26 protein-coding genes, 3 tRNA genes and 1 pseudogene are annotated in these 25,034 nt (G+C 42.3%); 3 read left to right on the top strand and 27 right to left on the bottom strand.

All coding sequences use genetic code 11. The features are described 5' to 3' along the window. Positions 1-40: 40 nt before the first annotated feature. Positions 41-1,371, top strand: a protein-coding gene (locus tag GQY27_RS11165; RefSeq protein ID WP_160034305.1) for an IS3 family transposase whose coding sequence is annotated in 2 segments (ribosomal slippage) — positions 41-419 and positions 419-1,371 — 1,332 coding nt in all. Because the reading frame shifts where the segments join, the coding sequence is not laid out codon by codon here. 316 nt (positions 1,372-1,687) lie between these two features. Here GQY27_RS11165 and GQY27_RS11160 read toward each other — a convergent pair. From GQY27_RS11160 to GQY27_RS11120, 10 genes are all read right to left on the bottom strand, one after another. Next, positions 1,688-2,008, bottom strand: a complete 321-nt coding sequence (locus tag GQY27_RS11160) for a hypothetical protein (RefSeq protein ID WP_160034303.1) — start codon at positions 2,006-2,008, stop codon at positions 1,688-1,690. A 127-nt stretch (positions 2,009-2,135) separates the two neighbouring features. After that, on the bottom strand, positions 2,136-2,255 hold the full coding sequence (locus GQY27_RS21730; RefSeq protein ID WP_236570562.1) for a YjcZ family sporulation protein: 120 nt from the start codon (positions 2,253-2,255) through the stop codon (positions 2,136-2,138). A gap of 111 nt (positions 2,256-2,366) precedes the next feature. Further along, a complete protein-coding gene (locus GQY27_RS21725) occupies positions 2,367-2,759 on the bottom strand; it encodes a WGxxGxxG family protein (RefSeq protein ID WP_160034301.1) in 393 nt (130 codons plus the stop codon). 232 nt (positions 2,760-2,991) lie between these two features. After that, positions 2,992-3,420, bottom strand: coding sequence for an LSm family protein (locus GQY27_RS11150; RefSeq protein WP_160034299.1), 429 nt, complete (start codon positions 3,418-3,420; stop codon positions 2,992-2,994). Between the two features lie 12 nt (positions 3,421-3,432). Next, positions 3,433-4,101 carry a uracil-DNA glycosylase gene (locus tag GQY27_RS11145; protein WP_160034297.1) on the bottom strand — a complete coding sequence of 223 codons (669 nt, stop codon included), beginning with the start codon at positions 4,099-4,101 and terminating at the stop codon, positions 3,433-3,435. 89 nt (positions 4,102-4,190) lie between these two features. Then, positions 4,191-4,276 (bottom strand) — tRNA-Leu (locus tag GQY27_RS11140). A 173-nt stretch (positions 4,277-4,449) separates the two neighbouring features. Further along, positions 4,450-4,893: a hypothetical protein gene (locus GQY27_RS11135; RefSeq protein WP_160034295.1), complete on the bottom strand. Its 444-nt coding sequence runs from the start codon at positions 4,891-4,893 to the stop codon at positions 4,450-4,452. Between the two features lie 47 nt (positions 4,894-4,940). Continuing rightward, on the bottom strand, positions 4,941-6,239 hold the full coding sequence (locus GQY27_RS11130) for a glycosyltransferase family 2 protein (RefSeq protein WP_160034293.1): 1,299 nt from the start codon (positions 6,237-6,239) through the stop codon (positions 4,941-4,943). Between the two features lie 167 nt (positions 6,240-6,406). Beyond that, entirely contained in the window at positions 6,407-7,282 is an 876-nt protein-coding gene (locus GQY27_RS11125) for a diguanylate cyclase domain-containing protein (RefSeq protein ID WP_160034291.1), read from the bottom strand. Between the two features lie 204 nt (positions 7,283-7,486). Further along, positions 7,487-8,044 carry a hypothetical protein gene (locus tag GQY27_RS11120; protein ID WP_160034289.1) on the bottom strand — a complete coding sequence of 186 codons (558 nt, stop codon included), beginning with the start codon at positions 8,042-8,044 and terminating at the stop codon, positions 7,487-7,489. A 529-nt stretch (positions 8,045-8,573) separates the two neighbouring features. Here GQY27_RS11120 and GQY27_RS11115 point away from each other — a divergent pair. Continuing rightward, positions 8,574-8,801, top strand: a complete 228-nt coding sequence (locus tag GQY27_RS11115) for a hypothetical protein (RefSeq protein WP_160034287.1) — start codon at positions 8,574-8,576, stop codon at positions 8,799-8,801. Positions 8,802-8,990: 189 nt separating this feature from the next. Further along, positions 8,991-9,212, top strand: coding sequence for a DUF2905 domain-containing protein (locus tag GQY27_RS11110; protein WP_160034285.1), 222 nt, complete (start codon positions 8,991-8,993; stop codon positions 9,210-9,212). Positions 9,213-9,230: 18 nt separating this feature from the next. Here GQY27_RS11110 and GQY27_RS11105 read toward each other — a convergent pair whose 3' ends face one another. The 17 genes and pseudogenes from GQY27_RS11105 to carA all read right to left on the bottom strand — a co-directional run bounded on the left by GQY27_RS11105 (position 9,231) and on the right by carA (position 25,032). Continuing rightward, positions 9,231-9,527 (bottom strand): helix-turn-helix domain-containing protein, encoded by a 297-nt coding sequence (locus tag GQY27_RS11105; protein ID WP_201450719.1) that lies wholly within the window; start codon positions 9,525-9,527, stop codon positions 9,231-9,233. 13 nt (positions 9,528-9,540) lie between these two features. Next, positions 9,541-9,720: a hypothetical protein gene (locus GQY27_RS11100; protein WP_160034283.1), complete on the bottom strand. Its 180-nt coding sequence runs from the start codon at positions 9,718-9,720 to the stop codon at positions 9,541-9,543. A gap of 241 nt (positions 9,721-9,961) precedes the next feature. Next, entirely contained in the window at positions 9,962-10,144 is a 183-nt protein-coding gene (locus tag GQY27_RS21720) for a topoisomerase DNA-binding C4 zinc finger domain-containing protein (protein WP_236570566.1), read from the bottom strand. A gap of 66 nt (positions 10,145-10,210) precedes the next feature. Beyond that, positions 10,211-10,470, bottom strand: a pseudogene (locus GQY27_RS21715) (restriction endonuclease); the annotation flags it as partial. A gap of 391 nt (positions 10,471-10,861) precedes the next feature. Next, positions 10,862-10,935 (bottom strand) — tRNA-Ile (locus GQY27_RS11090). Positions 10,936-10,993: 58 nt separating this feature from the next. Then, positions 10,994-11,067: transfer RNA gene (locus tag GQY27_RS11085), tRNA-Met, on the bottom strand. 68 nt (positions 11,068-11,135) lie between these two features. After that, entirely contained in the window at positions 11,136-11,300 is a 165-nt protein-coding gene (locus GQY27_RS21500) for a hypothetical protein (protein ID WP_191798927.1), read from the bottom strand. A 176-nt stretch (positions 11,301-11,476) separates the two neighbouring features. Next, complete coding sequence (locus GQY27_RS11080; protein WP_160034281.1) at positions 11,477-11,614, bottom strand: hypothetical protein; 138 nt, start codon at positions 11,612-11,614, stop codon at positions 11,477-11,479. Positions 11,615-11,640: 26 nt separating this feature from the next. Continuing rightward, a complete protein-coding gene (locus tag GQY27_RS11075) occupies positions 11,641-13,110 on the bottom strand; it encodes an ABC transporter substrate-binding protein (protein WP_160034279.1) in 1,470 nt (489 codons plus the stop codon). Between the two features lie 22 nt (positions 13,111-13,132). Then, positions 13,133-13,987 (bottom strand): ABC transporter ATP-binding protein, encoded by an 855-nt coding sequence (locus GQY27_RS11070; RefSeq protein ID WP_160034277.1) that lies wholly within the window; start codon positions 13,985-13,987, stop codon positions 13,133-13,135. A gap of 1 nt (position 13,988) precedes the next feature. Then, complete coding sequence (locus GQY27_RS11065) at positions 13,989-16,901, bottom strand: ABC transporter permease (RefSeq protein ID WP_160034275.1); 2,913 nt, start codon at positions 16,899-16,901, stop codon at positions 13,989-13,991. Continuing rightward, the gene (locus tag GQY27_RS11060) at positions 16,901-18,007 is read right to left on the bottom strand and encodes a permuted SH3 domain-containing protein (RefSeq protein WP_160034273.1); all 1,107 of its coding nucleotides are present in this window, start codon (positions 18,005-18,007) and stop codon (positions 16,901-16,903) included. The genes GQY27_RS11065 and GQY27_RS11060 overlap by 1 nt, the downstream gene beginning before the upstream one ends. Beyond that, on the bottom strand, positions 17,970-18,884 hold the full coding sequence (locus tag GQY27_RS11055) for an ABC transporter ATP-binding protein (RefSeq protein ID WP_160034271.1): 915 nt from the start codon (positions 18,882-18,884) through the stop codon (positions 17,970-17,972). The genes GQY27_RS11060 and GQY27_RS11055 overlap by 38 nt, the downstream gene beginning before the upstream one ends. A 291-nt stretch (positions 18,885-19,175) precedes the next feature. Further along, positions 19,176-19,814, bottom strand: a complete 639-nt coding sequence (pyrE, locus tag GQY27_RS11050; protein WP_160034269.1) for an orotate phosphoribosyltransferase — start codon at positions 19,812-19,814, stop codon at positions 19,176-19,178. Further along, on the bottom strand, positions 19,811-20,545 hold the full coding sequence (pyrF, locus tag GQY27_RS11045; protein ID WP_160034267.1) for an orotidine-5'-phosphate decarboxylase: 735 nt from the start codon (positions 20,543-20,545) through the stop codon (positions 19,811-19,813). The genes pyrE and pyrF overlap by 4 nt, the downstream gene beginning before the upstream one ends. Positions 20,546-20,669: 124 nt before the next feature. Then, the gene (gene carB / locus GQY27_RS11040) at positions 20,670-23,888 is read right to left on the bottom strand and encodes a carbamoyl-phosphate synthase large subunit (protein WP_160034265.1); all 3,219 of its coding nucleotides are present in this window, start codon (positions 23,886-23,888) and stop codon (positions 20,670-20,672) included. 1 nt (position 23,889) lies between these two features. After that, positions 23,890-25,032, bottom strand: coding sequence for a glutamine-hydrolyzing carbamoyl-phosphate synthase small subunit (carA, locus tag GQY27_RS11035; RefSeq protein WP_160034263.1), 1,143 nt, complete (start codon positions 25,030-25,032; stop codon positions 23,890-23,892). Positions 25,033-25,034 lie beyond the last annotated feature (2 nt).

Here is a 25,034-nt window from a genome sequence, read left to right as displayed (position 1 = left end):
TTATACTAACATTACAATTTTTTAGAACGGAGTATTTTTCATGAGTAAGATTATCTTTAATGAACACCAACAAAGACAATTAGAGGCCAATCCAAATGTTAGAATCGTGACAGATCGGACGATTCAATATACCCCTGACTTCAAACTACTAGCGGTTAAACAAAACCAAGCTGGCAAAGGACCGGCAGAAATTTTCACAGAAGCTGGATTTGATTTGAAGGTGATTGGCCTAAGTAAAGCACGAAGTGCTTTAGATCGTTGGCGCAGAACATTTCAAACCTATGGAGAAAATGGTTTTTTTGAAGAACGTCGAGGAAAAGGCAGTAAAGGACGTCCTAAGAAAGAAAATGCCTCCGCAGAAAGGAAATTAGCCCAAGCAGAAGCGCGTATTCGGCTGCTAGAGGCGGAGTTGTCTTTACTAAAAAAGCTAGACGAGTTAGAAAGGCAGGCGAAGAAGAATCGTCGTTAACAGCTCGAGAGAAATACCAAGTCATCAATGAAACGATTCGGCAGTATCAATTGAAAAACATGGTCCGTTACTTATGTGAAGTGGCTAAAGTAAGTCCTAGTGGCTATTACAAGTGGCTTCAAAACGGAGAAAAACGAGCCCTCAGTGAAGAATCAGATTTTCAAGATTATCTCTTTCTAAAAGAAATTTATGATCAAGCTAATGGGAAAATTGGTTATCGTGGTTTGTATATGAAAGTTGCTGAAAAAGCCGGTCAGCCCATGAATCATAAAAAAATCTTACGTTTAATGCGCAAGTTTCACTTCTTTGCCAAAGTACGAAGAGCAAATCCTTATCGAACGTTAGCCAAAGCTACAGAAGCTCACCGCCAGGTACCAAACCACTTAAAACGTCAGTTCAACCAAGAGGAGCCTGGGAAAACATTCGTAACCGACATTACTTACTTGCAAATTCAGGGTGGTAAAACGGCTTATTTATCTTGTGTAAAAGATGTGGCGACACGGGAAATTGTCGCTTATGAACTTTCAACGAGTTTACGGATGGAAATTGTCTATCGAACGTTAAGCAAATTAGAAGACTTTATTGGGAATCGACTACATCCAGAAGCCATGATTCACTCAGATCAAGGTTTTCATTACACCCACCCAGAGTACCAGACTCGTGTAAAGAGGATGGGATTCCTACAATCCATGTCGCGAAGAGGAAACTGCCTAGATAACGCACCGATGGAATCCTTCTTTGGACACATGAAAGACGAAATACCTTATAAACAAGCTACCAGTATAGTAGAACTTAGACGAATGGTTGATGATTACATGGACCACTATAACAATACAAGAAAGCAATGGACATTAAAAAAGATGACTCCGGTAGCCTACCGAAGCCATCTCATTGCCGCTTAAATAGCGGCACATCCTTTTTTTTAAACTGTCTACTTAATAGGGTTCAGTTCACACGACGGTAGGGTCTTCACATTTCTTGGACAGATTACTGATCGCATTGTTCGCATACTTGAATTAAACCAAGAAGAAGGCTGACTGATTCCTCCGCCAACTTCAATATAAATGTCCTTAACAATGCTGTTGTAGAATAGTCTTCTATGTAAAATGCCTTACCTTCATGATCTTAACTCAGACTGCAGGCGAACTAGCCTAGACTAGCGCCTACAGTCTTTTTATTTTCAAGCTATGGAAAGTATATCAGAAAAAGCCGAACAGTTTAGTCTTCCTCCTCCCTTAGTGCTGCATTCACTTGTCCAATTTGCTGTAGCACCGCATTTTGAAATTTCAGTTCTTTTATGATTACTCCATACTCTTCGTTTAGCGATTTTACGGTTTCATTAGATTCATTCAGGTAATTGTGTTTGATAAAATCGACCTGAGCTTCATCATCAGCAAACTTGTTCATTGCACTACTCATTATGTTGTCTTTGTATTCTGCTTTTTTAATCCGCTGTTCCAGTTTTTCAGCTTCCTGTTCCAGATATTCGACGCGGCTGCTGATTTCTCTTTCCCATACCTCTAAGTCTTCTTGTTCCACTATGATTCATCCTTCCCTTTCATTCATCCATCTTGCTATGTATATATAAACCAAAACATACGGATAAATCACAGTCCTCACAAAAAAAAAGAGCACCAGCTATTAACCGGTGCCCTCTTTCTATTGCTTAGTAAAGAATTGTTTTAGAAATAATAACCAACAGGATGAAAAGAACAAGGATTGCTCCAATTGATGTCCATCCACCGCCGTATCCTCCACCGAAACCATAACCGTATGCTTCGCTCATTGTCGTCTCCTCCTTATCACTAAGGTATGAGATAATATATGATCAAAGCCGGAATGTGGCAGGGCAGAAGTCTAATTTGGTTATAAAACTTTCTCTAAATCATGTCCTTCTTTATTTTGCGTGGTGTGGCTTGCCTTCATGCTTTTCACGGCGCATACCAGCTAAACCAAACAAACCGAGAAGACCAAGCCATCCCCAGTTACCATGACTTGTTGTAGAACGAGCATTTACGCTGTTTGTACCATACGTTCCTGTACCAGTACCATATCCATTATAGCCATTTGTGTTATACATGTTCTCATTCATGTTACGGGTACGAGACATGTTGGAGTATCCTCCTGAATGAGAATCATTGTAGCTTTTTGAATCATAATGGCCCTTTGTCTCATTAACCTGATTCGTTGTAGAATTGGTTTTCATGTGACTGCTTTCAGCCATAGCTGGGACTGCAATAGCCATAGAGATACTTGCTGCTGCGAGCATGGTTGCCATTTGTTTTTTCATAACAGTCATACACCTCCAGATAAGTTTTGGTTGCGATTATAGATTCCCCTTCAGCAAAAAAACTTATTCGACAATGTAACTGGAGGATATAGGACAACAAAAAACTCACCGTTTGCAGCCGGCGAGTTTTTCGTATATACCATATTTAAAGGGGGGAATACGGTTGCTATTATAAAAAACCATCCTTAAAATAACATAATAATAACCTGAAAATAACATAAAAATTGCACATTTACCGATGACCTCGACGAGATCGCACGACAAAGGTATATAGGTCTTTTTCTAATTTCTGTCCATTCTCCAGCTCTACAAAAGTTTCATCATGGGATGTAATGACTGCTCGATAAGCAATCAATTTAGGGCCTTTCCAAATCGTAACTGCTGATCGAAAATAAATGGCATTATCAAATTGGAGCGGCTGTCTCATAATATAACCTACCGAATGTAATGAAGAACGTGCTTTCCGTTTCCCACGTCCATGTGCGTCCTCAGGAAGAGCGTGAATTCTTGCAATCTGAGCAAAAGGAATCTTGATTCGTTTGGCACCCACCACCACTAACTGAGCTTCGTCATCCCATTTGAGCAGTATTCCTTGTACAGGGTCTTTATGACCATCCATTCGGTCTACGATCACCCTGCGACCAATCCAGTGTTGCATCATTCACCCTCCTTTCTAACTTTCCGGAATGACCCAATCGACGGTCTTCATTCCTTTAGATTCCAGAAATTGATTCGCTTTTGAAAAAGGTCTGCTTCCTATAAAACCATGACGAGCGGCAAGCGGGCTAGGATGCGAAGATTCAATCACCAAATGACGAGAACGGTCAATAAAGGCTCCTTTTTTCTGAGCATGGTTTCCCCATAGCATAAATACAGCCGGCTGATTTCGCTCATTTATTTTCTCAATGACAGCATCTGTGAATCGTTCCCATCCAAGACCCTTGTGTGAATTAGGCTGACCCTCTCGTACAGTTAATACATTATTTAATAATAATACCCCTTCTTCTGCCCAATGTGTAAGTGAACCATGGGAAGGAATAGGTGTCCCAAGATCTGCATGCAGCTCTTTATAAATGTTCCGTAAAGAAGGAGGAATCCTAACCCCTTTTTTGACCGAAAAGCTCAGTCCTTCCGCTTGACCTTGTCCATGATAAGGATCTTGTCCAAGAATAACCACTCGGGTATCCGAATAAGAAGTTAACTTTAGTGCATTAAATATTTCCTCTTTCGGTGGAAATACATGCTCTGTTTTATATTCTACTATAAGTGCATTGCGAAGCTCTTGTATATATTCCTTGTTCATCTCATTGTGTAAAATAGTATCCCAATCATTATAGAACATGGAGTATCTTCCTTTCGCAGTAAGAGTAAATGGAAACTTATAAAAAAATAAGCTGGTCTCCGCTAAGGAGCCAGCTTATACATATAAGATGCCGAGGACCGGGATCGAACCGGTACGGTAGTCACCTACCGCAGGATTTTAAGTCCTGTGCGTCTGCCAATTCCGCCACCCCGGCATATATAGCGCTTATCTTGCGCATATACACCGATTTTTTGAATTATCTAAGTGCTATTAAACTTCAAAAAATCCTGCGAAATTGATTATAACATGATTATAAATTTTATACAACATTTTTTTAAAAATAATATTCATCATCATAAAACCTACAAATTAACAGATCTAAAATGATTAGATGAAACAAAAAAAACTTCCTACCGTCAATAGAATCAGAAAAAGAAATGCTACTAGAGGCTGAGTCGCCATAAACAAGGTTATTACTTTCCATATATCTCTTGTCCGATATATAAAGACATTAATAAGATAGAAGAAAAAAACCACAATAGGCAGCATGACAAGAAATATCGCCAGCAAACCGGCACCAGGACTCTGCACCACCTTACCTAGCCCGCTTATCATGATAAGAACGGGGTCTAACAGCATAATTGCCATGATATACAAAAGTAAGGTTCCAGATATGAATCGTATCATCGATATTTGTTCATGGGTTCTTTTCAAAATCAAGTGAAGGAGCAGCATAGTGACAACGGCATAGTATATAAACATGAGCCCAAACGTCTTCATATCATCACTATTGCCGTTGCCCGATAAATATAATTCAATGAAAAATCCCATACCACTCTCTCTTTTTATCAGATTCCAGCTTATCTCTTACAGATCGATCAACCAAACCGCTCTGTTTTATACCATTTGGATTTTCGCTTAAACACTTTATCCAGAAAAATGGAGATGAATGCTTTGAGAGAAATAATAAGAAAAAGCTGTGCATACGTAAAGTAAGAAATACAAGCCAGCACGAAATTCCGTGTGTTGCTTTGTCCATAGTCTGTAGCAAGCGCCAAGTTAATTTGAAGGACGTACAAATAATACATCAGTGCCCATGCAATCATTAAAAAGATATACACATCAGAGGAGAACTGAAATGGCATGACGACGTCCATCCCAAACAAAAATAAGACCTGATACACCACATTAATAACAAAAAGAACATCTGATACAAGGATCGCAAGTAAAAACCAGAAATAGCTGGTTCCATAATAAAGGACCTGAACTTTAACCCTCCAGCTGGTCGATGGTTTAAAAAGTTCGAGAATATGATCCATCACAACGCTATAATTTCCTTTGGCCCATCGTTCGCGCTGTTTCATGTAAACTCGTAAATCTTCAGGCTCTTGTTGATATGCTTCTGCCTGTGGTGCCAGTGCTATGAGCTGACCTCGTGATAAAATGTCAAAAGATATGGCGGTATCTTCGGTAATTGCATCTTCATCCCAACCGCCGATTTCACGAATCAATTCTGTTTTTATAATAAAATTTGTGCCTGGAATGGTACCAAGCTTAAATAACTCCCACATTCCTGTGTGATAAATTCGCTGCGCAGTGACAAGTTCGAGATTTATACATTTGGACAAAAAATTCTGAGCTCTGTTCCGAGCCTTATTACGACCGAATACGGCTCCATAGGTTTCCGGATCTTCTAATGCTTTATCGACCAAAAACAGAAGTGCATTCCGCTCTGGAGCTGCATCTGCATCATAGATACAAATCCACTCCCCTGTAGCATGAGAAAGTGCATCATTCAGAGCCCCTGATTTACCTCCCGTCCCCTTTCTCTCCATAATCATAAAATCCCTTGACTGATAATCGGGATGTTTTTTAAGATCGTAGAGCTTCTTAGCCGTGTTATCTGTACAGTTGTCCGCAATTACAATAACTTGTAGTTTATCATGCGGATAATTCATTCTAAGAATATGTTCAACCGTCATTTGTATAACTAACTCTTCATTATGGGCGGGAACCATGACCGTAACTTTGGGAGCCTGTTCTGATATGGAAGGTATAACGAGTTCTTTTTTACTTTGCCTAATTATAAAACGCTGTGCGCCAATCATCATAAGAATCGATATAAAGACTGAAATCCAGATACTAATGATCGCTGGTATGAGCAAGAAATCACCCACTGATTTTCCTCCGGTTATATTTATTCATCGTTTTTCTGCGCAAGATCAGCGTATTAATCGTAATAAACAAAATAGCAACTCCGAAAACGATACTTATAAAGATGCATAATGGGACAAACCAACTGTTATAAGACATTTTCATCACCATTCTTTCTTAAAATTAACAATCAGATATACTCACCTATCAAATCAGTCTCCGCATTCCGTTCCAAAGCAGCGAGTACGGCTTCATAATCTTCATATTCGTTAAATTGATCTTTTGAGAAAACCAGGGCTCCGGAACGAATAATGAGATTGAGCTCCTTATCTCTTCGGCTGAGTAGCTTAACGTCCATGAGTGCATTTTTAATTCGGTCGGTTAGCGATTTTAAGTGCTCTTTCTTTGTAAGAGGGAAGATAACGATAAACCTTCCTTTATCCACATAAAACTTATAATCTTCATATCTTATATGGGTTTGAATTGTATCTGATAGTTCTAAGAGCAGTTCTGCATATCCCCCTGAACCAAGGGTTTCACGAACTAAAGGCAGGAATTCAATCTTAAAGATCGCTATACAAAAATGATATTGATCGGAATATCGATTCGCTAGATTTGTCTGTTTTATCAGCGTATCCTTGAAAGCCTCTGTATTTCCGAGCGTTGTATCAAAATCCACATCTGGATTTCGCAAACGGAGGTCTTCCATTCGCTGAGCCAGGCGTTTTTGCTGGATTAAACCCTCTCGAATAACGGATGCTACAACCATGCTTCCTGGAATCCATAGAAAAGACTGCAAAGTGATCCAATTCTTATCTGCTAGAGTCACAAGCCATACAAAATAAGCTACCATAAAGACGAAGACACATACCGCTGTAATGCCTCCTGAAACTAAAAAACCAAGTAACAAAGCAACCAGCGACAGACTGCTAATAAGAAGTTCACTTGCGGTAAAACCTTGTTCCTGAGAAACATGCATAAAAATCCCAGCCTGCTGTAATATCAAAAGGAGTGTTAACAAGGTATAACCAAATGCTGCTTTGTAACGCACGAATAGATTGTTCATTTTCCTCAACACCATTTAATGTATTTTCATATTAATGCAATTATTGCAGACATAAATTTATAAAACAACAAATTTCTACAAGATTATATCATTGCTTTTCAGATTTATACAATAAAAGATAATTGGAAACAAACACAAAAAACGCCCACTACGATCGTGGACGTTTTAAAAATTTATTGTTTATGCACTTTTACTAATTAAGCATTACTTGCCAATCCGAACAGCCTTATGGAGTAAACCGTTATTTTCCACGAGAACTACTTCACTTGTGTTCGCTTTTTTAAGTTGATAAATAGCTGAGCCCTTTTTCAAATAGTTACTCTCTCCATCCGCACGATCCAGCTTTTCATACGTTTGGCCTTGCTCTAGATTCCCTACTTCTTCATCTGTGAGTGTGGAAGTCACTTCACCAAGTTTTTTTCCTTTTAACTTATCAGGAAGGTTTGCTTCTGTAATAATCTTGAATGTACTTCCATCAGCCCATACTAGAAATGGATAGGCAGAGAGTTGCTCACTCGCTTCATTTTTGGATTCTGCACTAGCTAAATCTTCTTTTACTACCTCCTCTTCTACTACCTCATCATCTATTTCAGCTGCTTCTGCTTCTTCTACAGCCTTATCGTTGGTTTCTTCCACTTGATTTTCCTGAGGAATTGTCTGATTAGGACTTGAAGTATCCTGTACCTCATTTGTTCCACAAGCAGCAATCATCAGCATAAAACTCAAAACAGCAGTCATTTTACATAATTTAAAAATATTCATTCTATCTTCCCTTCATGTTGTTCGTTAGTTGTAGTTAATATTAAGTGAAGTTAAGGGTTCATACCATTCATAAGTTATGTAGTCCAGACCCTCGTACTTTAAGGAAATCACATTTGCAGCTATTATTCCTCCCTGTAACTTTTCTTCTTACTTATTAAATGAATCCACCAAGCCATCCCGCCAACACCAATAGCTATTATAACCGCCAAGAAGATAATATAAAAGCCATGTATATTCATCTTAATCTTACCTCCTCTTCATTTCTTATAACCATCTATGTCCTATTCTTAAACTTTCTGCTGTTTTGTAAACAATACATAAACATTTATGCAATATTTTGTTTAGAAAGCATAAAAGCCGTTTAATTTAATTTTAAGATTCTTTTTGGATATTTGTAGAAATATTGAACTAGTTCTGTTAGACTATTTGTAGATGAGAAAATAAACTGCATGTGTACAAAGTATCTTTTTTTAGATGCACGAAGACCTGTATTATGTACTTATTACGATCTGCATAGGAGAATAGGCTTATGAATAAAGAAGCGGCGATTGCCATCAAACGAAACCAGGAAATTATAGTGAAAAGTAAAAATGGGGAAACGATCTCAGGCTTTCCGGTCGAAACCGACCACCCTTCTCGTCTTATCCTTCGTACGACATTCGGACCTGTGTGGATCCCTTATGAGGAAGTAGAACAGGTCACGAGAATTCTAAGCATAAAAAGGTCTAAAAAATCCTTTCAAACTTGTACTCGCTAAGCTAAATGCAACTATTTGAACGAAATCATAGAAATAAAGTCGGGAGGTTACTCTTCCGGCTTTATTTATTTGTATATCTTTATTAAGATTAATGACTAGGATATCTCTGCATATCTTATAGGTGCTGATGGATATGTTAAGAAGAGAACAGGCAGCAAATAAAGAAAAGGTAAGGGAGGTACGCTCGAAATGACTAATATCCCAAAACTGCTTATCATAGCAGGCATCGCACTCATTGCAGCAGGCGTCATTTGGATGTTTGTAGGTAGATTTATCTCGATTGGACGTCTACCTGGTGATATTCATGTGGAGAAAGGGATTTTCACTTTCTATTTTCCAGTGGTTACATGTATCATCATCAGCGTACTTCTTAGTGTGATATCCTGGATTGTTCGTTATTTTATGAAATAAAATAAAAAATATTCACCTCTAGTATAGAGTCCAGTAGTCGAGTCCATTTCCACGTGTAATCGGTCCAATACTCGGTGCTAGATAATTGCTTTCTCCTAAAGGTTCCCAACCCTCAATAATAAGAATTCCACGAGCACTCGACTTATCTTTCCATACAATAAACTGTTTTCGTTCCAGTTCCGCAAGTGCCTTGCGGATTTGAGACCGTGACTTTCCCGTTTTTATTTCTAATTCAGCGACCTCTGGCATTCGGCCACGTTGCCCACTAAAATTAACTAAAATCCGCAATAGTTTACGCTCAAAATCAGGTAACATCCTCTTCAACTCCTTAGGCTGTTCGTGTTGTTGTCGTTCGTACAGGCTGATAAGCCAGCACGTTCTCTTCATTAAAGGTACGAGGTTCACCCGTATTACGGATTTGATGAATTTCAATATTCCGCTGGGTTACCTTCCCACGGCGATCTAAATATACAATTTCCACTTGCCTGCCAATATATTTACGCGGCATATGTATCACCCCACCAGAACGTTTGTTTGCATTTATTATATAAGAACAAGTGTTCCTTTGCAATCTCCTTATTTTTACAAAAAAAACACCAACCCACTCTTCCATCACTGAAGACTAGGCTGGCGTTATTTATTCCTTATGCTTCTGGACTGACTCGTAATAGCTGGTAAATACTAAAGTAGCAGTCAATATAGGATCTGCTATACTAGCTGACTCGCTTCGGTGCTGAAATGCAAATCTTTCATATCGCTTCATGTTTCTTTATATACCGACATTTCGGAAAACTGCTGCAGCCATAAAAAGAACCTCTAGAACTGTTTCGCAGTACTAGAGGATTTCCACACCTCAGGCACGTAAATTCCTTGGTTGGAACATCACTAATTACTTCACTTGGCTCAGGGATTGGCTCTCCCTTGTCCTTCATTACCAGGATCATCTCTATTAACATATCTCGGTTAATTAATTTCACTCGATTCGAACTAGCGAGGTTACGTGCAGCCTCCGTATAATCACTACTCGTTACTACCCACGCCTCTGCAGCCCCGTAATAAGCAATAGCAGCCTTAGCTTCCTGTACCGCTTTGATTCCTACATTATTACTGTAACGCTTAGCTTGGACAACAATCTTGCTTCCCACTTTCTCTAAAATCAGGTCAGCCCATAATCCCCGGCAGCTTTCGTAACCTGAGTCTTATAGCCCTGAACAGCAAACAGATGACTTAGATATTTCTCGAACTGAATCCCATTCATCTGATCAATATCCTCTATTCCTGAACGTTTGAGTCGTCTGATTCTCTGATACTTAATATTAATTAAAACAGCAATAAGAATACCTAGAGATATAAGGCTTACCACGATAGATAAATAAACTGATTTTGTCATCACAAAGGTACCAAAACCCGTTACAAAGATTACAAATAGAAAGGTTGACTGAATAAGCTCCTCCCGCTTTTTTACTTTACTTTTGCGTCTAGCCATTATAAAAGTCCTCCGTCTTTCTTGAATCTAGATATATATTCGATATATAGGACTAAATTCCTGCTACTAAAGACATATTTCAATAGAATCATATGCAACGTTTTAAAAATAAAAAAAAGGAAAAGACCTCTTGCAGAAATGCAAGAGGTCTTTTCCTCCATAATGGGCCCTGAGGGACTCGAACCCCCGACCAATCGGTTATGAGCCGACCGCTCTAACCAACTGAGCTAAGGGCCCTGATCATTTCAATTACACATCAGGTAATTGTTGCTGAAGCGCTGTGTAGGTACTTCAATTGCGGGGGCAGGATTTGAACCTGCGACCTTCGGGTTATGAGCCCGACGAGCTACCGAGCTGCTCCACCCCGCGTCAATTAGTTAATTAAAACAGCGACCTCTAATAATATACACGATATGTAATAGAAATGTCAAGGCCTTTTACGGAATAAATCGAACACCGTATTTTCCTTTACGAGATTGATATACTTCAACCTGCTTAGGATCATCATGACCGTAAATCCATCCGTCTTGCTCCATCCGTTTAGCCAGACATCCTGCCTGGAACTTTGATACATATAGTCTAGCATAATAGATCCAGTTCAACCGAGTCATCTTCCTTTGACACTACTCTATTTTAAAGTTGCTTTAGCAGGATACCCTTCTTTCATATGAAATAACCCTCTCCATAAAAAAACTCTGAGCAGCAGCAAATCGCTGTTACTCAGAGCTATAGATCAAATATTCAAACACATATTATTATTAATAATTTTCTTACCCTTCTATGACGGTCCCTTAAAATCTGCAATGGCCATCAACACGATCGCAATCAAGATAACGAGATTAAAAAGGAATAACACGATCAGTAACACCCACAATAGCCAAACCAGCAATTTCCGAACCCACCTCATAATAAGCATGGTAAGTAATCTCTCCTAGATGTTCCCTATTGCAATTTATCTTCAAAAGAGGCTTTTGGATCTTTTTGAAGCTTAAGCAACATTTCATTCCCTTCTTTTTGCCATTCTGCCAGTGCTTCTTTTGGTGTCTTTTTGTTATCCATTACTTGTTTAAAATATTTCTGTCCTACTTGATCAACTTGCCACAGATTCGGCATTTTTTGATACAGCTGGTATTGATTCATATTAACTGGTGGAGTTGGTTTTAGGGTATAAAATGCGCCGATATTATAATCCAAACCTTCTTTTGGCTTAATATAACTCTTCCGAGACACAAGTTCGTAACTGCTTCTGGCTCTTATCTTTGCCCATTCTTCACCATTTAGAAATTTAATAAATTCCCATGCGTCATCTGGATTCTGAGCACTGCTGTTAATGGCCATTAAATTACTGAGATAGACGTTGCCGCCAACACCAGGTTTCTCTTGATGCACGGGCGGAGTCACGACATCCCAATCAATAGGATTAAATTTCTCGTTCTTCTCTGCATACTTATTGTCATTGATCAGACGGGTTACATAACCATAATCAGCGATAACCATCGCGGCACGGCCTTCCATAAACAAGTTGCCTTGGAATGGATTAAATTCCTCAGGTGACCCCGAGTTATTGTTCATCGCATCTTGCCCCGCTAAAATTTTGTCACGAGAAAGCTTTGAGATAGTTGACCATACTTTTTCCCATGAATCATTATCCACTGTCATCTTCTCCGCCTTATCGTCGTAAGTACGCAATTGCAGAGGAGCTGCATAGGTCTGCGCATCATAGAACGCATCACTTCCCCATTGATTTAAGGATATCCCATAAATTTGGTCTTTCCCTTCTCCACTCGTAACACGGCGCGCTTTATCAAAAATGTCATCCCACGTGGATCCATCAACGGGCGGTTCTACACCTGCTTTCTGAAAGATCGCCTTGTTATAAAATAAAGCAGAAGAAGAGAATGTCGGAGTTAGCGCATAGATACTGTTATCACCTATATCTTTAATTCCGTCCAGGACTGTCGGTACAATATCACTTGTATCAAATTTATCTTCGGCAATGAGGGGATCTAGCTGCTTAAGCATATTTTCCTGAACCAAAGACTTCATTGTACTTACATCGCCAATAATAATGTCTACTGGATTATCCCCGGTCAGCATCTTTTTCACGGATTCAAGTTGATCGGGCTGTTCAGGCTGTTCCTTTTGCGTGTAATCATAGTACTGATACTCGGTCTGATCAATGGCAGGGACAATCTCAATCGTTATATTATCATTTAACACTTCAAACACATCCGTATACTGCTGACGGAAATAGGAATCATCATTACTTCCATATAGCGTTCCCAATCGCAATACTCGCTCTTGCTGCTGTGATGGTTCGGCTGCTGTACAGCCCGCAATTGCTGGTGCCACCAGGGTCATACAAGTAAGTAATGTCACAACAGGACGAGCTAACAAAGACCTCTTTTTCATTAGAAAATCTTCCTCTCTATGGTTACTTCGGCTGCGTAATGACGATGCGCTCCCCATCAAATTCAAGTGTAGCCCGCTCATCGATGGATAGTGCCTCTAAGTATTCTCTTGGTACCTGTAATCTTCCAGCGCGATCAATGATAACAAATGCCTCATGTACCTCTTTACTGCCTGGAACGCGTTCCGTATCAAGACTAGCATTTCGTTTCACAAATTCGGTACTCGTCAGTCCATCCCGAATAGCAACAATCCGGTCCACTTTGTTCGCGAGTTCTAGATCATGTGTAACAATGACAATACTAATCCCTAGTTCCCGGTTCATTTTGCGAAAAATATCCATAATACGGTCACTCGTCTCGCTGTCTACCGAACCGGTAGGTTCATCCGCAAGCAGCAATTTTGGCTTATTAGATAAGGAGATCGCAATCGCAACCCTCTGCTGTTCCCCTCCAGATAGTTGATAAAGCCTTGAATGCATGCGATCTTTAAGACCTACCCACTCCAGCAGCTGTTTGGCATAAGCCCGGTCATATTTACCGCCAAGCATCATCGGTGTCTCCACATTCTCGAGCGCTGTCATGTATGGAAGTAAGTTGCGGCCGTTATTCTGCCATATAAATCCGACGGTATGACGTTTATATTCGACGAGCTGAGGTTCTGTCATCTTGAGCAGGTCCCAATCACCAACAACAGCAGTTCCTGCAGAAGGGCGATCTAGCCCGCCTAAAATATTTAAAAGCGTAGATTTCCCGCTTCCGCTGTTCCCAATGATCGCCATCATTTCTCCATCCTCAACCGTGAGGTTGAGTCCTTGCAGGGCAACCACTTCCACTTCACTTGATTTATAAATTTTGACAAGACCTTCACAGTGGATCATCTTACCGCTCCTCTCCCATTTTGACGGCTTGATGCACCTTCAGTCTCCGGATTTGCCACAGCAGCATTCCTGCACCAATCAGCAGCATTACAAGCGTCACTGCGTACAACTGAAGCGTGTCACTTTGTTCAAAAACAATTCGAAATGGAGGTACTTGCTGTTTCACATTATCTGTAGTCTGGAGGAACGGTAAAAATAACCGACTTGCGAGTTCACCGATCCCAATTCCGAGTACAATCGATAATCCTGCGGTAAAAATCTGTTCTAGTAGCAACATCCCGCTGAGCTGTGCTCGAGGCAGACCCATGGCGCGGAGTACCCCGAACTGAACAACACGGCCAGATAAGTTAAAGAACCAATACAGCACATATCCAATAAGTGAAATCAAGATGGATACCAAGAATCCGAGACTGAGAATTCCAAACACCCCTCCTCTTGAAGGATGTTTACCTTCAGCGACAAGTTCAGTCCGTACATCTTTTACCGATGACAACTCGATACCATCCTTGCCAAGTCTCTCAATAAGCGGTGCAACCAGCGCATCAGGTTCCATTTTGAGCCACACTTCGTATGGAATCATAGGAACTTGATCGTAGATATAATCCAGATTAGTTATAAAAAAGGGCGTCTCATCCGGATACTGCGCCGGCCAGTAAGGCAGTATGCCAAAAACAACAAAATCCATCATCTGTTCCTGCAAGGCAATCGATAGTACATCTCCACTTTCCAGCTGATATTTTGCAGCAAACCCGGACGGAATGATGACCGCTCCCTCATAATGACCCAACAGGTCTAGATATTTATTCGGATGCGCGGGGAACAAATCATTACGGAACCAGGCAACCTCTGCAAAATCAACGTTATCGATGCCCACTATCATCCCTTGGCCTGCCGATTTACCTGATATGACTACATTTCCCTTAGTCTGCAGCACTCTCGCCGCATGTTTTACACCAGGCAGCTGGCGAAAAACTTCAAAAGGAGGTTCTGAATATATTATTTTACTTGGAGCAGGTGAACCCGAGCCGCCGCCAGCTCCACCGCCAGGGTTCCCTCCGCCTCCTGCACCTGGGTTTCCTCCTCCAGTACCTGGTGAACCAGAACCTCCCCCATTCCCTGCATTTCCGCCGGTGCTCGGTAACATCTCTGCGGTTCCTTCCCATACCGTCTGCATCACAACATCCGTTCCATATCGATAAAGAGTACGTTCCGTAGAGTTCAAGTCAATCGTTCTCGCAGCTGATGCATTATATACACCAAGACCCAAAGTAAGTACGAGCAAGATCATAAGCGGGTAATAAGAAGAAGAGGAGCGAGAAAGCTGTGTTAGCGTAAGGTAGATAGGTACCGGAAAAATTTTACGTCCCATCCAGCTGAAGAACCTGAGAATCCAAGGGAAGATACGTAAGAAGAATAATCCTGCTGCAAAAATGAAAAGTGCTGGGACAAAGAATAAAAACGGCTGTACTTGAAGCTGATCTGTGGTCATCCCGGTTTGAAAAGTCAGCATCTGCCTTTCGTAGAACAGGTAGTAGCCGTAACCCGCAAGACCCAGCAATAAAATATCCATATACCAACGCTGCCAAAAAGGTTTTCTATCACTTCTTGCTTGCCTGCGTTTGGCATCAACAATTGTCGACCGGGCATACCCCATAGCGGGAATAACCGAAGCAATAATCGAAGCAAGAACGGCAATGGCGCCAAGAAGAATTGCATCTTGTGTGATTCCAATTGGGATTGATTTACGATCAACAAAGGACAGAAATCCACTTGCTGAGCCGATGCTTTTTGCCATAAACCAGCCGAGAAAAGGTCCCGCTACCATCGCAATTGCTCCTAGGACGATGCCCTCCAGTAAATATAAAATGACGATCTGCTTGGCGGATGCCCCGCGGCTGCGAAGAACAGCGATATCACTTTCCTGCTTTTGCAGAGACTGTCTAGCATTCATCACGATAAAATAAAAAACCATCGCAATCATGGGCACCGCTAGAGTAAAAAGCATGGTTTGGAGCTGTAGGCTTTGTTTTCGAAAATTAGCGAGTAAATCTCCGAAAGAAATATCTACTTTTGTGTCCTTTAGCTTCTGATAAAGTTCAATATCAAGACGCTCGAGTGTACTGCTTAAGGAAGGAAGCTGACTTGTTTTAATCTGACTCAGATCAAAAACGTAGTACCATTTTGATGTTTGTATCGGCACGTTTTGGTCTGCAAGAAGATACGTATCAAATAAGCCAGGGTCTACATAAAATCCGTTCATCATTCCTTCAAAACCCTGAACCCAGTATGGATCAGCTGTATCATCCGGGGTAAATGCACCCACAATCTTGACTCGAAGGGTAAGATCCAGACCGCTGTATACGGGATATTCCATGATGTCTCCCACATGCAGATCATTGCGGTACATCCCTTCTTCCAGCATGACGGCTTCGATAAGATCACCCTGAGCCTGATTTCCGGGAAGTACACCTTGATTCATCGTGACATGATTTTTGAGATCATTCATTGACCCGAGTGTCATGGTACGAATTCGGCTTGCATCTACTTTTTCCGGATCTTCTGGGCTGACTTCTGTACTTCGAATGGATCTGATATTAACATACGTGTTGTAATCAAATCCGATCTTCGCAGGAATATCCTGCTGAATGAATCGATCTACATCCTCAAGTGACCTAAGATCCGTTTTGGTACCGCCGGGAGCTTGATAACTCATAAGCAGTGAACCGGCCGGCATACCGCTGCTCTCATCCTCAAGGGACTGCGCAACAACTCGCTTTAGTGCGCCATCAGCATACATAGGTATACTCACCGTGAAGCCAACGGCCACAATAAGACCAATCAAGGTGCTTAACGTCAGCCAGCGTGTATTCCACATCTTGCGAGACAATAACCGTAACAAGGGGATACCTTTCATTACCTTCCAACCACCTTTTGGCCTGGTGTAAGCCCTTTGAGAATCTCCACATCAGTGGATGTCTGCTGACCTGCTTCTACATCCACTTCTCGTTTACTCCCATCCGTTTCTACCACTTGGACATACGTTCTTGAACCAATAGAGCGAAGAGCTGAGATTGGAATCAGTACGGCATCCTCTTTGCGCTTCGTTACGACACTTACCGTAAGCGGCGTACCTCTGTTTAGTCCCTTAGGCCATTTATCCATCTCAACAATAACGTATGTATCTAGCGAGTCTTGTGCAGGAGGTTTACCCTCTCCTCCATTATTTTCTCCATTCGAATCTGATCCCAGATTCACCGGCATCACTTTAATCGTACCCTGATGCACACCAGCTCCGTTAATATCCACCTCTACCTTCATACCTGCAGCAATCACTTCGAGGTCCTGCTTCGCAAAGGTGGCGGCAACGACCAGATTAGCTGTATCCGCAATCGTAGCAATCGGGTCATACGCTTTTACCGATGCTCCTTTTTCAACTTCAACGCTAAGTACCGTACCGCTAAAAGGTGCCCCAAGTGTAGACTTACCGACTTGTTCCTCCAGGTCCGAAAGTTCCTGTCTTTGTTCTTCAAAAGTAATGACCGCTTCTTCGTACTCTACAGGATCCATTTCCTCTTTTTTACGAAGGGTCTCTTTCATTTGCACTTCGGATTTACGAATCTGTAATTTCTTTTGACGAATTTGTTTATTCAGCTCTTCTACATCGAGCACCGCAATTTGCTGTCCTGCCTTTACCTTATCCCCGGGCTTCACATAGAGTTCCTTCACATGCATGCCATCAAGTGTAAAATACGCCTTTTCCTCTCGCTGACTCATCAGTTTGCCAGAACCAGACACTTTCGTCTCAATGGTTTCGGTTCTCACTTCATATTCGGGTTTCTTGGAAATCGTCGGCGGTGTAATCGGCGGCAGCACTTCCTCTTCCGGCTCAGCCGGAAGTAAGGAGCAACCGGTCAACGACAGACTTAGGGTTCCGATCAAAACATACTGGGTCCATCGTTTACCCACTCTAGGCAGGTGCTTTTTATGTAATAAATTTACCGTCCACCATCTCGTAAACATGGTCTGCAACCTCCAAAATCGTAGGATCATGTGTCGTCATACAAATACTAACTTCTTCTGTGGCAATAATTTTCTGGAATACGGCCATAATCTGGGCTCCCATTTTGGAATCCAGCTCAGCAGTTGGTTCATCAGCCAGCAGCAGTTTAGGTCTATGTGCAATTGCTTTGGCAATGGCAACACGCTGCTGTTCCCCCCCTGATAATTCAAATGGCCTGTGTTTCGCTCGTTTTGTAAGACCTACCATATCAAGACAATAGGCAACACGCTGGTTCCATTCCCCCTTAGGAACACCTGCCATACGAAGTGACAGTTCTACATTCTCCCAAGCAGATAACAGGGGCATGAGGGCATACGCCTGAAAAATAAAGCCAATCTCCTGCCTTCTCATCCGGGTGCGAGCAGCATCACCTGCTTCATGAAAAGCTCTTCCGTCAAAATAGATCTCCCCGCTTGTCGGTTGGTCCAGTCCTCCAAGCATATTAAGAAGGGTTGTCTTTCCTGAACCTGAACGACCTTTCAGCATAACAAGCTGCTGCGGCTGCACTTCCATATTAATTCCTTTCAGTACATGAATCGCTCTTCCGCCTGTTTCAAAGCTACGGTGGACCTCTTGTACCTGCAGCACAGGACCTTTAGGGATCACTTCTTGTTCTGCTTCTTGTGCTGATTCTTGTAGTACCTCTTGTTCTATTTCTTGTTCTGCTCCGAACTCATCTTCTATATCAAGCTGCTCCTCTAGAGCGATCCTCTCTGCCACATCCACTGTTGATTTACGTTCTTCTTTGGCTTTTCGAAAGGGTATTCGAATCGTAGCTCCCCCCTGCTTCAATAAGGAAATTAATATACTTTGCTTACAAATATTTCTATCTCGCATTATAAACGACATAAATGAGGAAGAAGTTACAACCTTTTAAAGATATTTTTATATTCAGTTTTATAAAACACTGCAAATATGAAGCTATTGTCGGTAAAAAGTGCGGTTATTGCTTTAGTCAAGTATCTCCACAACAAAAAGAGAGTGTCTCCCCTTTTAAAAGGAACCACTCTCTTTTCTCATACTATATTATATATTATTCAATTTCATATCTTCTTATAGACATACGAACCCTGTTGATCTATATACTCCTGATTATTACAACTAAAAGGTATTATGAAATGAATTCACTTATACTCCAAACGCCGCAGGGTTCTCTCTCCAAGAACGAAGAAGAGCAATATCTCCCTCCGCAATGGCTCCTTCACGAAGAGCTACATCAATGAGAGCAGAATAATTGGACAAGGTTTGAAGCGCGATTCCTGCTTCCTCAAAACCATTCACTGCACGGTCTAGCTGGTAACTGAAGATGGCAAGTACAGCCAGAACCTCAGCGCCGGACTGCTGAACTGCTTGTGCTGCTTTGATGGAACTTCCGCCTGTGGAGATAAGATCCTCAATAACAATCACTTTTTGACCTTCTTTTACAAGTCCTTCGATTTGATTCTCTTTGCCATGTCCTTTCGCTTTATCGCGAATATAGATCATAGGAAGACCCAGCTTCTGAGCAACAAAAGCTGCATGAGGAATACCTGCTGTCGCTGTACCCGCAATCACTTCTGTCTCCGGATACTGCTCACGGATAATAGAGGCGAAGGATTCAGCAATGAGATCACGGATTTCCGGATAAGACATGGTCAGGCGATTGTCGCAATAGATGGGAGATTTAATACCCGAAGTCCAAGTAAAAGGATCATTTGGGCGTAAAGCTACAGCCTTAATACTAAGTAGGGCGGATGCGATTTTTTCTGCGATTGTTGTCGTTGTCATGCGTTCATCATCTCCTCAATAATTTGTTCTGCTGCTGCTCTTGGATCCGTTGCTGCCGTAATCGGTCTTCCGACCACAATAAACTGAGTTCCGCCTGCAATGGCTTCTTGCGGTGTAGTTACTCGGGACTGATCGCCCGCTGCACTACCGCGTGGTCTAATCCCCGGGGTTACGGTAATAAATTCTGCTCCGCACGCTTCGTGAATACTGCCCGCTTCGAGAGGAGATGCCACTACGCCGTGCAGTCCCGCTTCCTTAGCAAGCTGTGCATACCTTACAACGGTATTCTGAACTTGTCCAGGAATACCAATCTCATCATTCATCGTTTGCTGATCTGTACTCGTCAGCTGGGTCACAGCAATAATGGTAGGCAGCTGTAGGTTTTCCTCTTCTGCTGCCTGCTTAGCTCCTTCTAGTGCGGCACGCATCATGGCAGCTCCGCCTCCAGCATGCACGTTAAACATATCTACACCAAGCCGAGTTACACTGTGGGAACCTCCGCGAACCGTGTTAGGAATATCATGCATTTTCACGTCCAGGAATACTGAATATCCTTTTTCTTTGAGTTCGCTAACAAATTCAGGTCCTGCTGTGTAAAACAGCTGCATTCCTACTTTCATATAGCAAGGAATACCCTTCAGCTGTTCTACCAGTTCTCTAGCTGCATCTGCATTAGGGTAATCCAGAGCAACCATTAAACGTCCAGCCATTTGTTTATATTCAGGTGTCATGAGCCATACTCCTTCGCTAACGTAATTTCGTTCCTATCCGTGATAAAGGACATCAAGTCCAGCCCAAGGGATGATGGGCTGACCGATGTCCTACAGTAAAAAGTTCTCTAGAATCCATGTGTAATTAGCGGCTAAAAGTTGGCATGGATTCCGAGGAGAAGTTAATCGTCTCCAGCATTTGCAGGAGTGCACGAACTGTATCCAAGGAAGTCATACATACAACACCGTTCTCTACCGCTTCACGGCGGATCCTAAATCCATCACGCTGCGGTGTTTTACCCTTAGTCAGTGTATTAAAGACAAAGTTTGCTTCGCCCGTACGGATCATATCAAGAATGTTCGGCGTACCTTCGCTAAGCTTGTTAACGGTTTGAACAGGGATACCTGCTTGCTCAAGAGCTGCAGCTGTACCGCCTGTAGCGATAATTTTGTAACCCAGTTTAAAGAATCCAGCAAGCAGTGAAACAGCCTCGTCTTTATCCTTATCAGCTACGGTTGCAATAATCGCACCGGAAGAAGGAATCTTCATTCCTGCACCAATCAAACCTTTATAAAGTGCTTTCGCATACTGAACATCACGGCCCATTACTTCACCCGTTGATTTCATTTCAGGTCCAAGTGTAGGTTCTACCCGGCGAAGTTTTGCAAAAGAGAACACCGGAACTTTTACCGATACATGTTCGCTTTCCGGCCACAAACCATCTACATACCCTTGATCGGCTAGCTTTTTACCAAGGATGGCTTGTGTTGCTAGGTTCGCCATTGGAATGCCGGTTACTTTGCTCAGGAATGGTACCGTTCTAGAAGATCTAGGATTCACTTCAATTACGTACACATCATCTTTGTAGATGACGAACTGGATATTTACAAGTCCAATAGTATTCAGTTCTTTTGCAATATTGATCGTGATGTTAACCACTTTTTCTTTCAAATGCGGTTCCAGATGCTGCGGTGGGTATACCGCTATCGAGTCACCGGAGTGAACCCCTGCGCGTTCGATGTGCTCCATAATCCCTGGAATCAGCACGGTTTCTCCATCACAGATTGCATCCACTTCTACCTCTTTACCGAGCATATAGCGGTCAATCAGTACCGGATGATCAGGATTGATTTTCACAGCTTGTTCCATATAGCTCAGCAGTTCACTGTCAGAGTAGACGATCTCCATTGCACGTCCCCCAAGGACATAAGAAGGACGAACCAGTACAGGATAACCTATACTTTGTGCAGTCACAACGGCTTCATCTACAGTCGTTACTGTTTTACCGAGCGGCTGTGCAATATCAAGCTTGGAGAGAAGTGCTTCGAATTTCTTACGATCCTCTGCTTCATCAATGCTGGCAAGATCTGTTCCCAGAATCTTGACTCCTGCAGCTGCAAGCGGTGCAGCCAGGTTAATTGCAGTTTGACCGCCGAACTGTACAATAACACCGATTGGTTTTTCTTGTTCAATCACGTTCATTACATCTTCAAAGAACAAAGGCTCAAAGTAGAGACGATCGGATGTATTAAAGTCCGTAGATACTGTCTCTGGGTTATTATTAATAATTACTGCTTCGTAACCAGCATTCTGAATCGCCCATACAGCATGCACGGTAGAGTAGTCGAACTCAATTCCTTGACCAATTCGGATTGGACCGGAACCAAGCACCACAATTTTCTCTTTTGCAGATGGAATGACTTCATTCTCTGTTTCGTAACTAGAGTAGTAGTACGGTGTAGAAGCTTCAAATTCAGCAGCACATGTATCTACCATTTTGTATACAGGACGCAGCTGCATTCTTTCACGCATCTCGCGAACTTCCTTCTCTGTTGTGAATGCCTCTCCCGGCTGTCCTTCGGCACGAATCTCGGCAATTGAACGATCTGTGAAGCCCATACGTTTTGCTTGATAGAGCATTTCTTTGCTTAGCTCTTTTTCGGAACGCAGTTGATCTTCAAATTTGATAATTCCTTCAATTTTGTCAAGGAACCACCAATCGATTTTGGTAAGATCCTGAATCTCTTGTAAGGTATAACCGCGGCGGAATGCTTCTGCTACGAGGAACATACGCTCATCATCCGGTTTAATCAGACGTGTTCTCAGCACTTCGTCTTCAAGCTGACCCGCATCTTTCAAATGAATACGATGTGTGCCAATTTCAAGCGAACGAACGGCTTTGTGAATCGATTCTTCAAAAGTACGGCCAATCGCCATTACTTCCCCTGTTGCTTTCATCTGTGTACCCAGTTTACGGTTCGCAGATACAAATTTATCAAATGGCCAGCGCGGAATCTTACTTACGATGTAATCCAGCGTTGGCTCGAAGAATGCATAGGTTTGGCCCGTTACTGGGTTAATAATTTCATCAAGGGTGTAGCCCATTGCAATTTTAGCTGCCATCTTCGCAATTGGATAACCGGTTGCTTTGGATGCCAGAGCGGAAGAGCGGCTTACACGCGGATTCACTTCAATAACATAGTACTGGAAGCTTTGCGGGTCCAGGGCAAATTGAACGTTACAACCGCCTTCGATATTGAGTGCGCGGATGATTTTGATTGATGCCGTACGCAGCATCTGGTACTCACGATCTGAGAGTGTTTGGCTCGGTGCCACAACAATACTGTCTCCCGTATGTACACCCACTGGGTCAAAGTTTTCCATATTACATACAACGATACAATTGTCATTCGCATCGCGCATAACTTCATATTCTACTTCTTTCATACCAGCGATACTTTTCTCGACCAAACATTGTCCGATTGGGCTGTAGCGAAGACCAGAAGCAACAATCTCACGAAGTTCTTCTTCTGTCGCACAGATCCCGCCGCCTGTTCCACCAAGGGTGTAGGCAGGGCGAACAATAATTGGATAACCAATCTCATTTGCAAAATCGAGAGCTTCATTAAGCGTTGTAACGATAACACTTTCAGGTACCGGCTGTTCTAGTTCACGCATCAAATCACGGAACAAGTCACGGTCTTCTGCTTTTTCAATAGAAGTCAGCTGTGTACCCAGAAGTTTTACATTTTCGCTCTCCAGTACTCCAGCGCGCGCCAATTCAACCGCCATGTTAAGACCCGTTTGACCGCCAAGCGTTGGAAGAAGTCCATCGGGACGTTCCTGACGAATGATTTGTGTTACGAAATCAAGCGTAATCGGCTCAATATATACTTTATCCGCCATATTGGTGTCTGTCATGATCGTTGCAGGGTTACTATTGATGAGAACAACTTCCACGCCTTCTTCTTTAAGTGCTTGACATGCTTGCGTTCCTGCGTAATCAAATTCTGCTGCCTGACCGATTACGATCGGACCGGAGCCAATAACAAGAATCTTTTTGAGGTCTGTATTTTTCGGCATGTTAACGTGCTCCCTTCACTGCTGCGGCAAGTACGGCTTGGCGCGCTTTTTTCGGATGGTTGAGTTTGTGTTCACGAATCATATCAATAAAACGGTCGAACAAGTAAGAATTATCTTCCGGTCCTGGTGCTGCTTCTGGATGATACTGTACTGTAAATGCTGGATATTCTTTATGTTTTAATCCTTCAATGGATTTATCGTTGTTGTTAATATGTGTAACAATCAAGTCCGTACCTTTAATTGACTCTTCATTTACGGTATATCCATGATTTTGAGATGTAATATAGCAGCGGCCTGTTTCTAGATCTTTGACCGGATGGTTACCACCACGATGACCAAATTTTAGTCTTTCTGTATCCGCACCGGCAGCCAGCGCAAACAACTGGTGACCAAGGCAGATGCCGAAGATTGGATATTCACCAAGCAGTTCGGAGATCATCTTCACTGCATGAGGAACGTCTTTCGGGTCCCCAGGGCCATTAGACAGCTGAATGCCGTCTGGATTCAGTTTCCGAATTTCATCAGCCGTTGTATCATGCGGTACAACCACAATGTCACAGCCACGTTTATTCAGTTCGCGCAAGATACCTGTCTTCGCCCCGTAGTCTACAACTACGATCCGCTCTCCCGTACCCGGGCTGCTGTATACGTGTTTGGTTGAAGTAAGCGGCACCTGATTACGAAGTTCATCAATCGTCGTATCTTTCATCATTTCTAGAAGTTCTTCAACCGGCTTCGAACCTGTTGTCAAAATTCCTTTCATTGTTCCGTGATGACGAATACGGCGTGTTAACATCCGTGTATCGATATCGCTGATTCCTACAATTCCATACTCTTTCAAAAGATCATCAACACTGCATTCTGCACGCCAGTTACTCGGTACCGGTTCGTGGCGGCGAGTAACAAAGCCATGTACATAAGGACGAATGGATTCAAAATCATCACGTGTGATCCCGTAGTTTCCGATCAGCGGATAAGTCATCGTTACGATTTGTCCGCAGTAAGAAGGATCAGACAGCACCTCTTGGTAGCCTGTGATACCTGTATTAAAAACGACTTCACCTGTTGTTTCACCCTCTGCACCGAAAGATCTTCCGGTGAACAATGTGCCGTCTTCTAGTAACAATCTTGCTTGTGCCTGCATCC

It is taken from the genome of Paenibacillus sp. An7, from assembly GCF_009870785.1.
Taxonomy (GTDB): domain Bacteria; phylum Bacillota; class Bacilli; order Paenibacillales; family Paenibacillaceae; genus Paenibacillus.
This window is presented reverse-complemented; position numbering and strand designations above follow the sequence as displayed.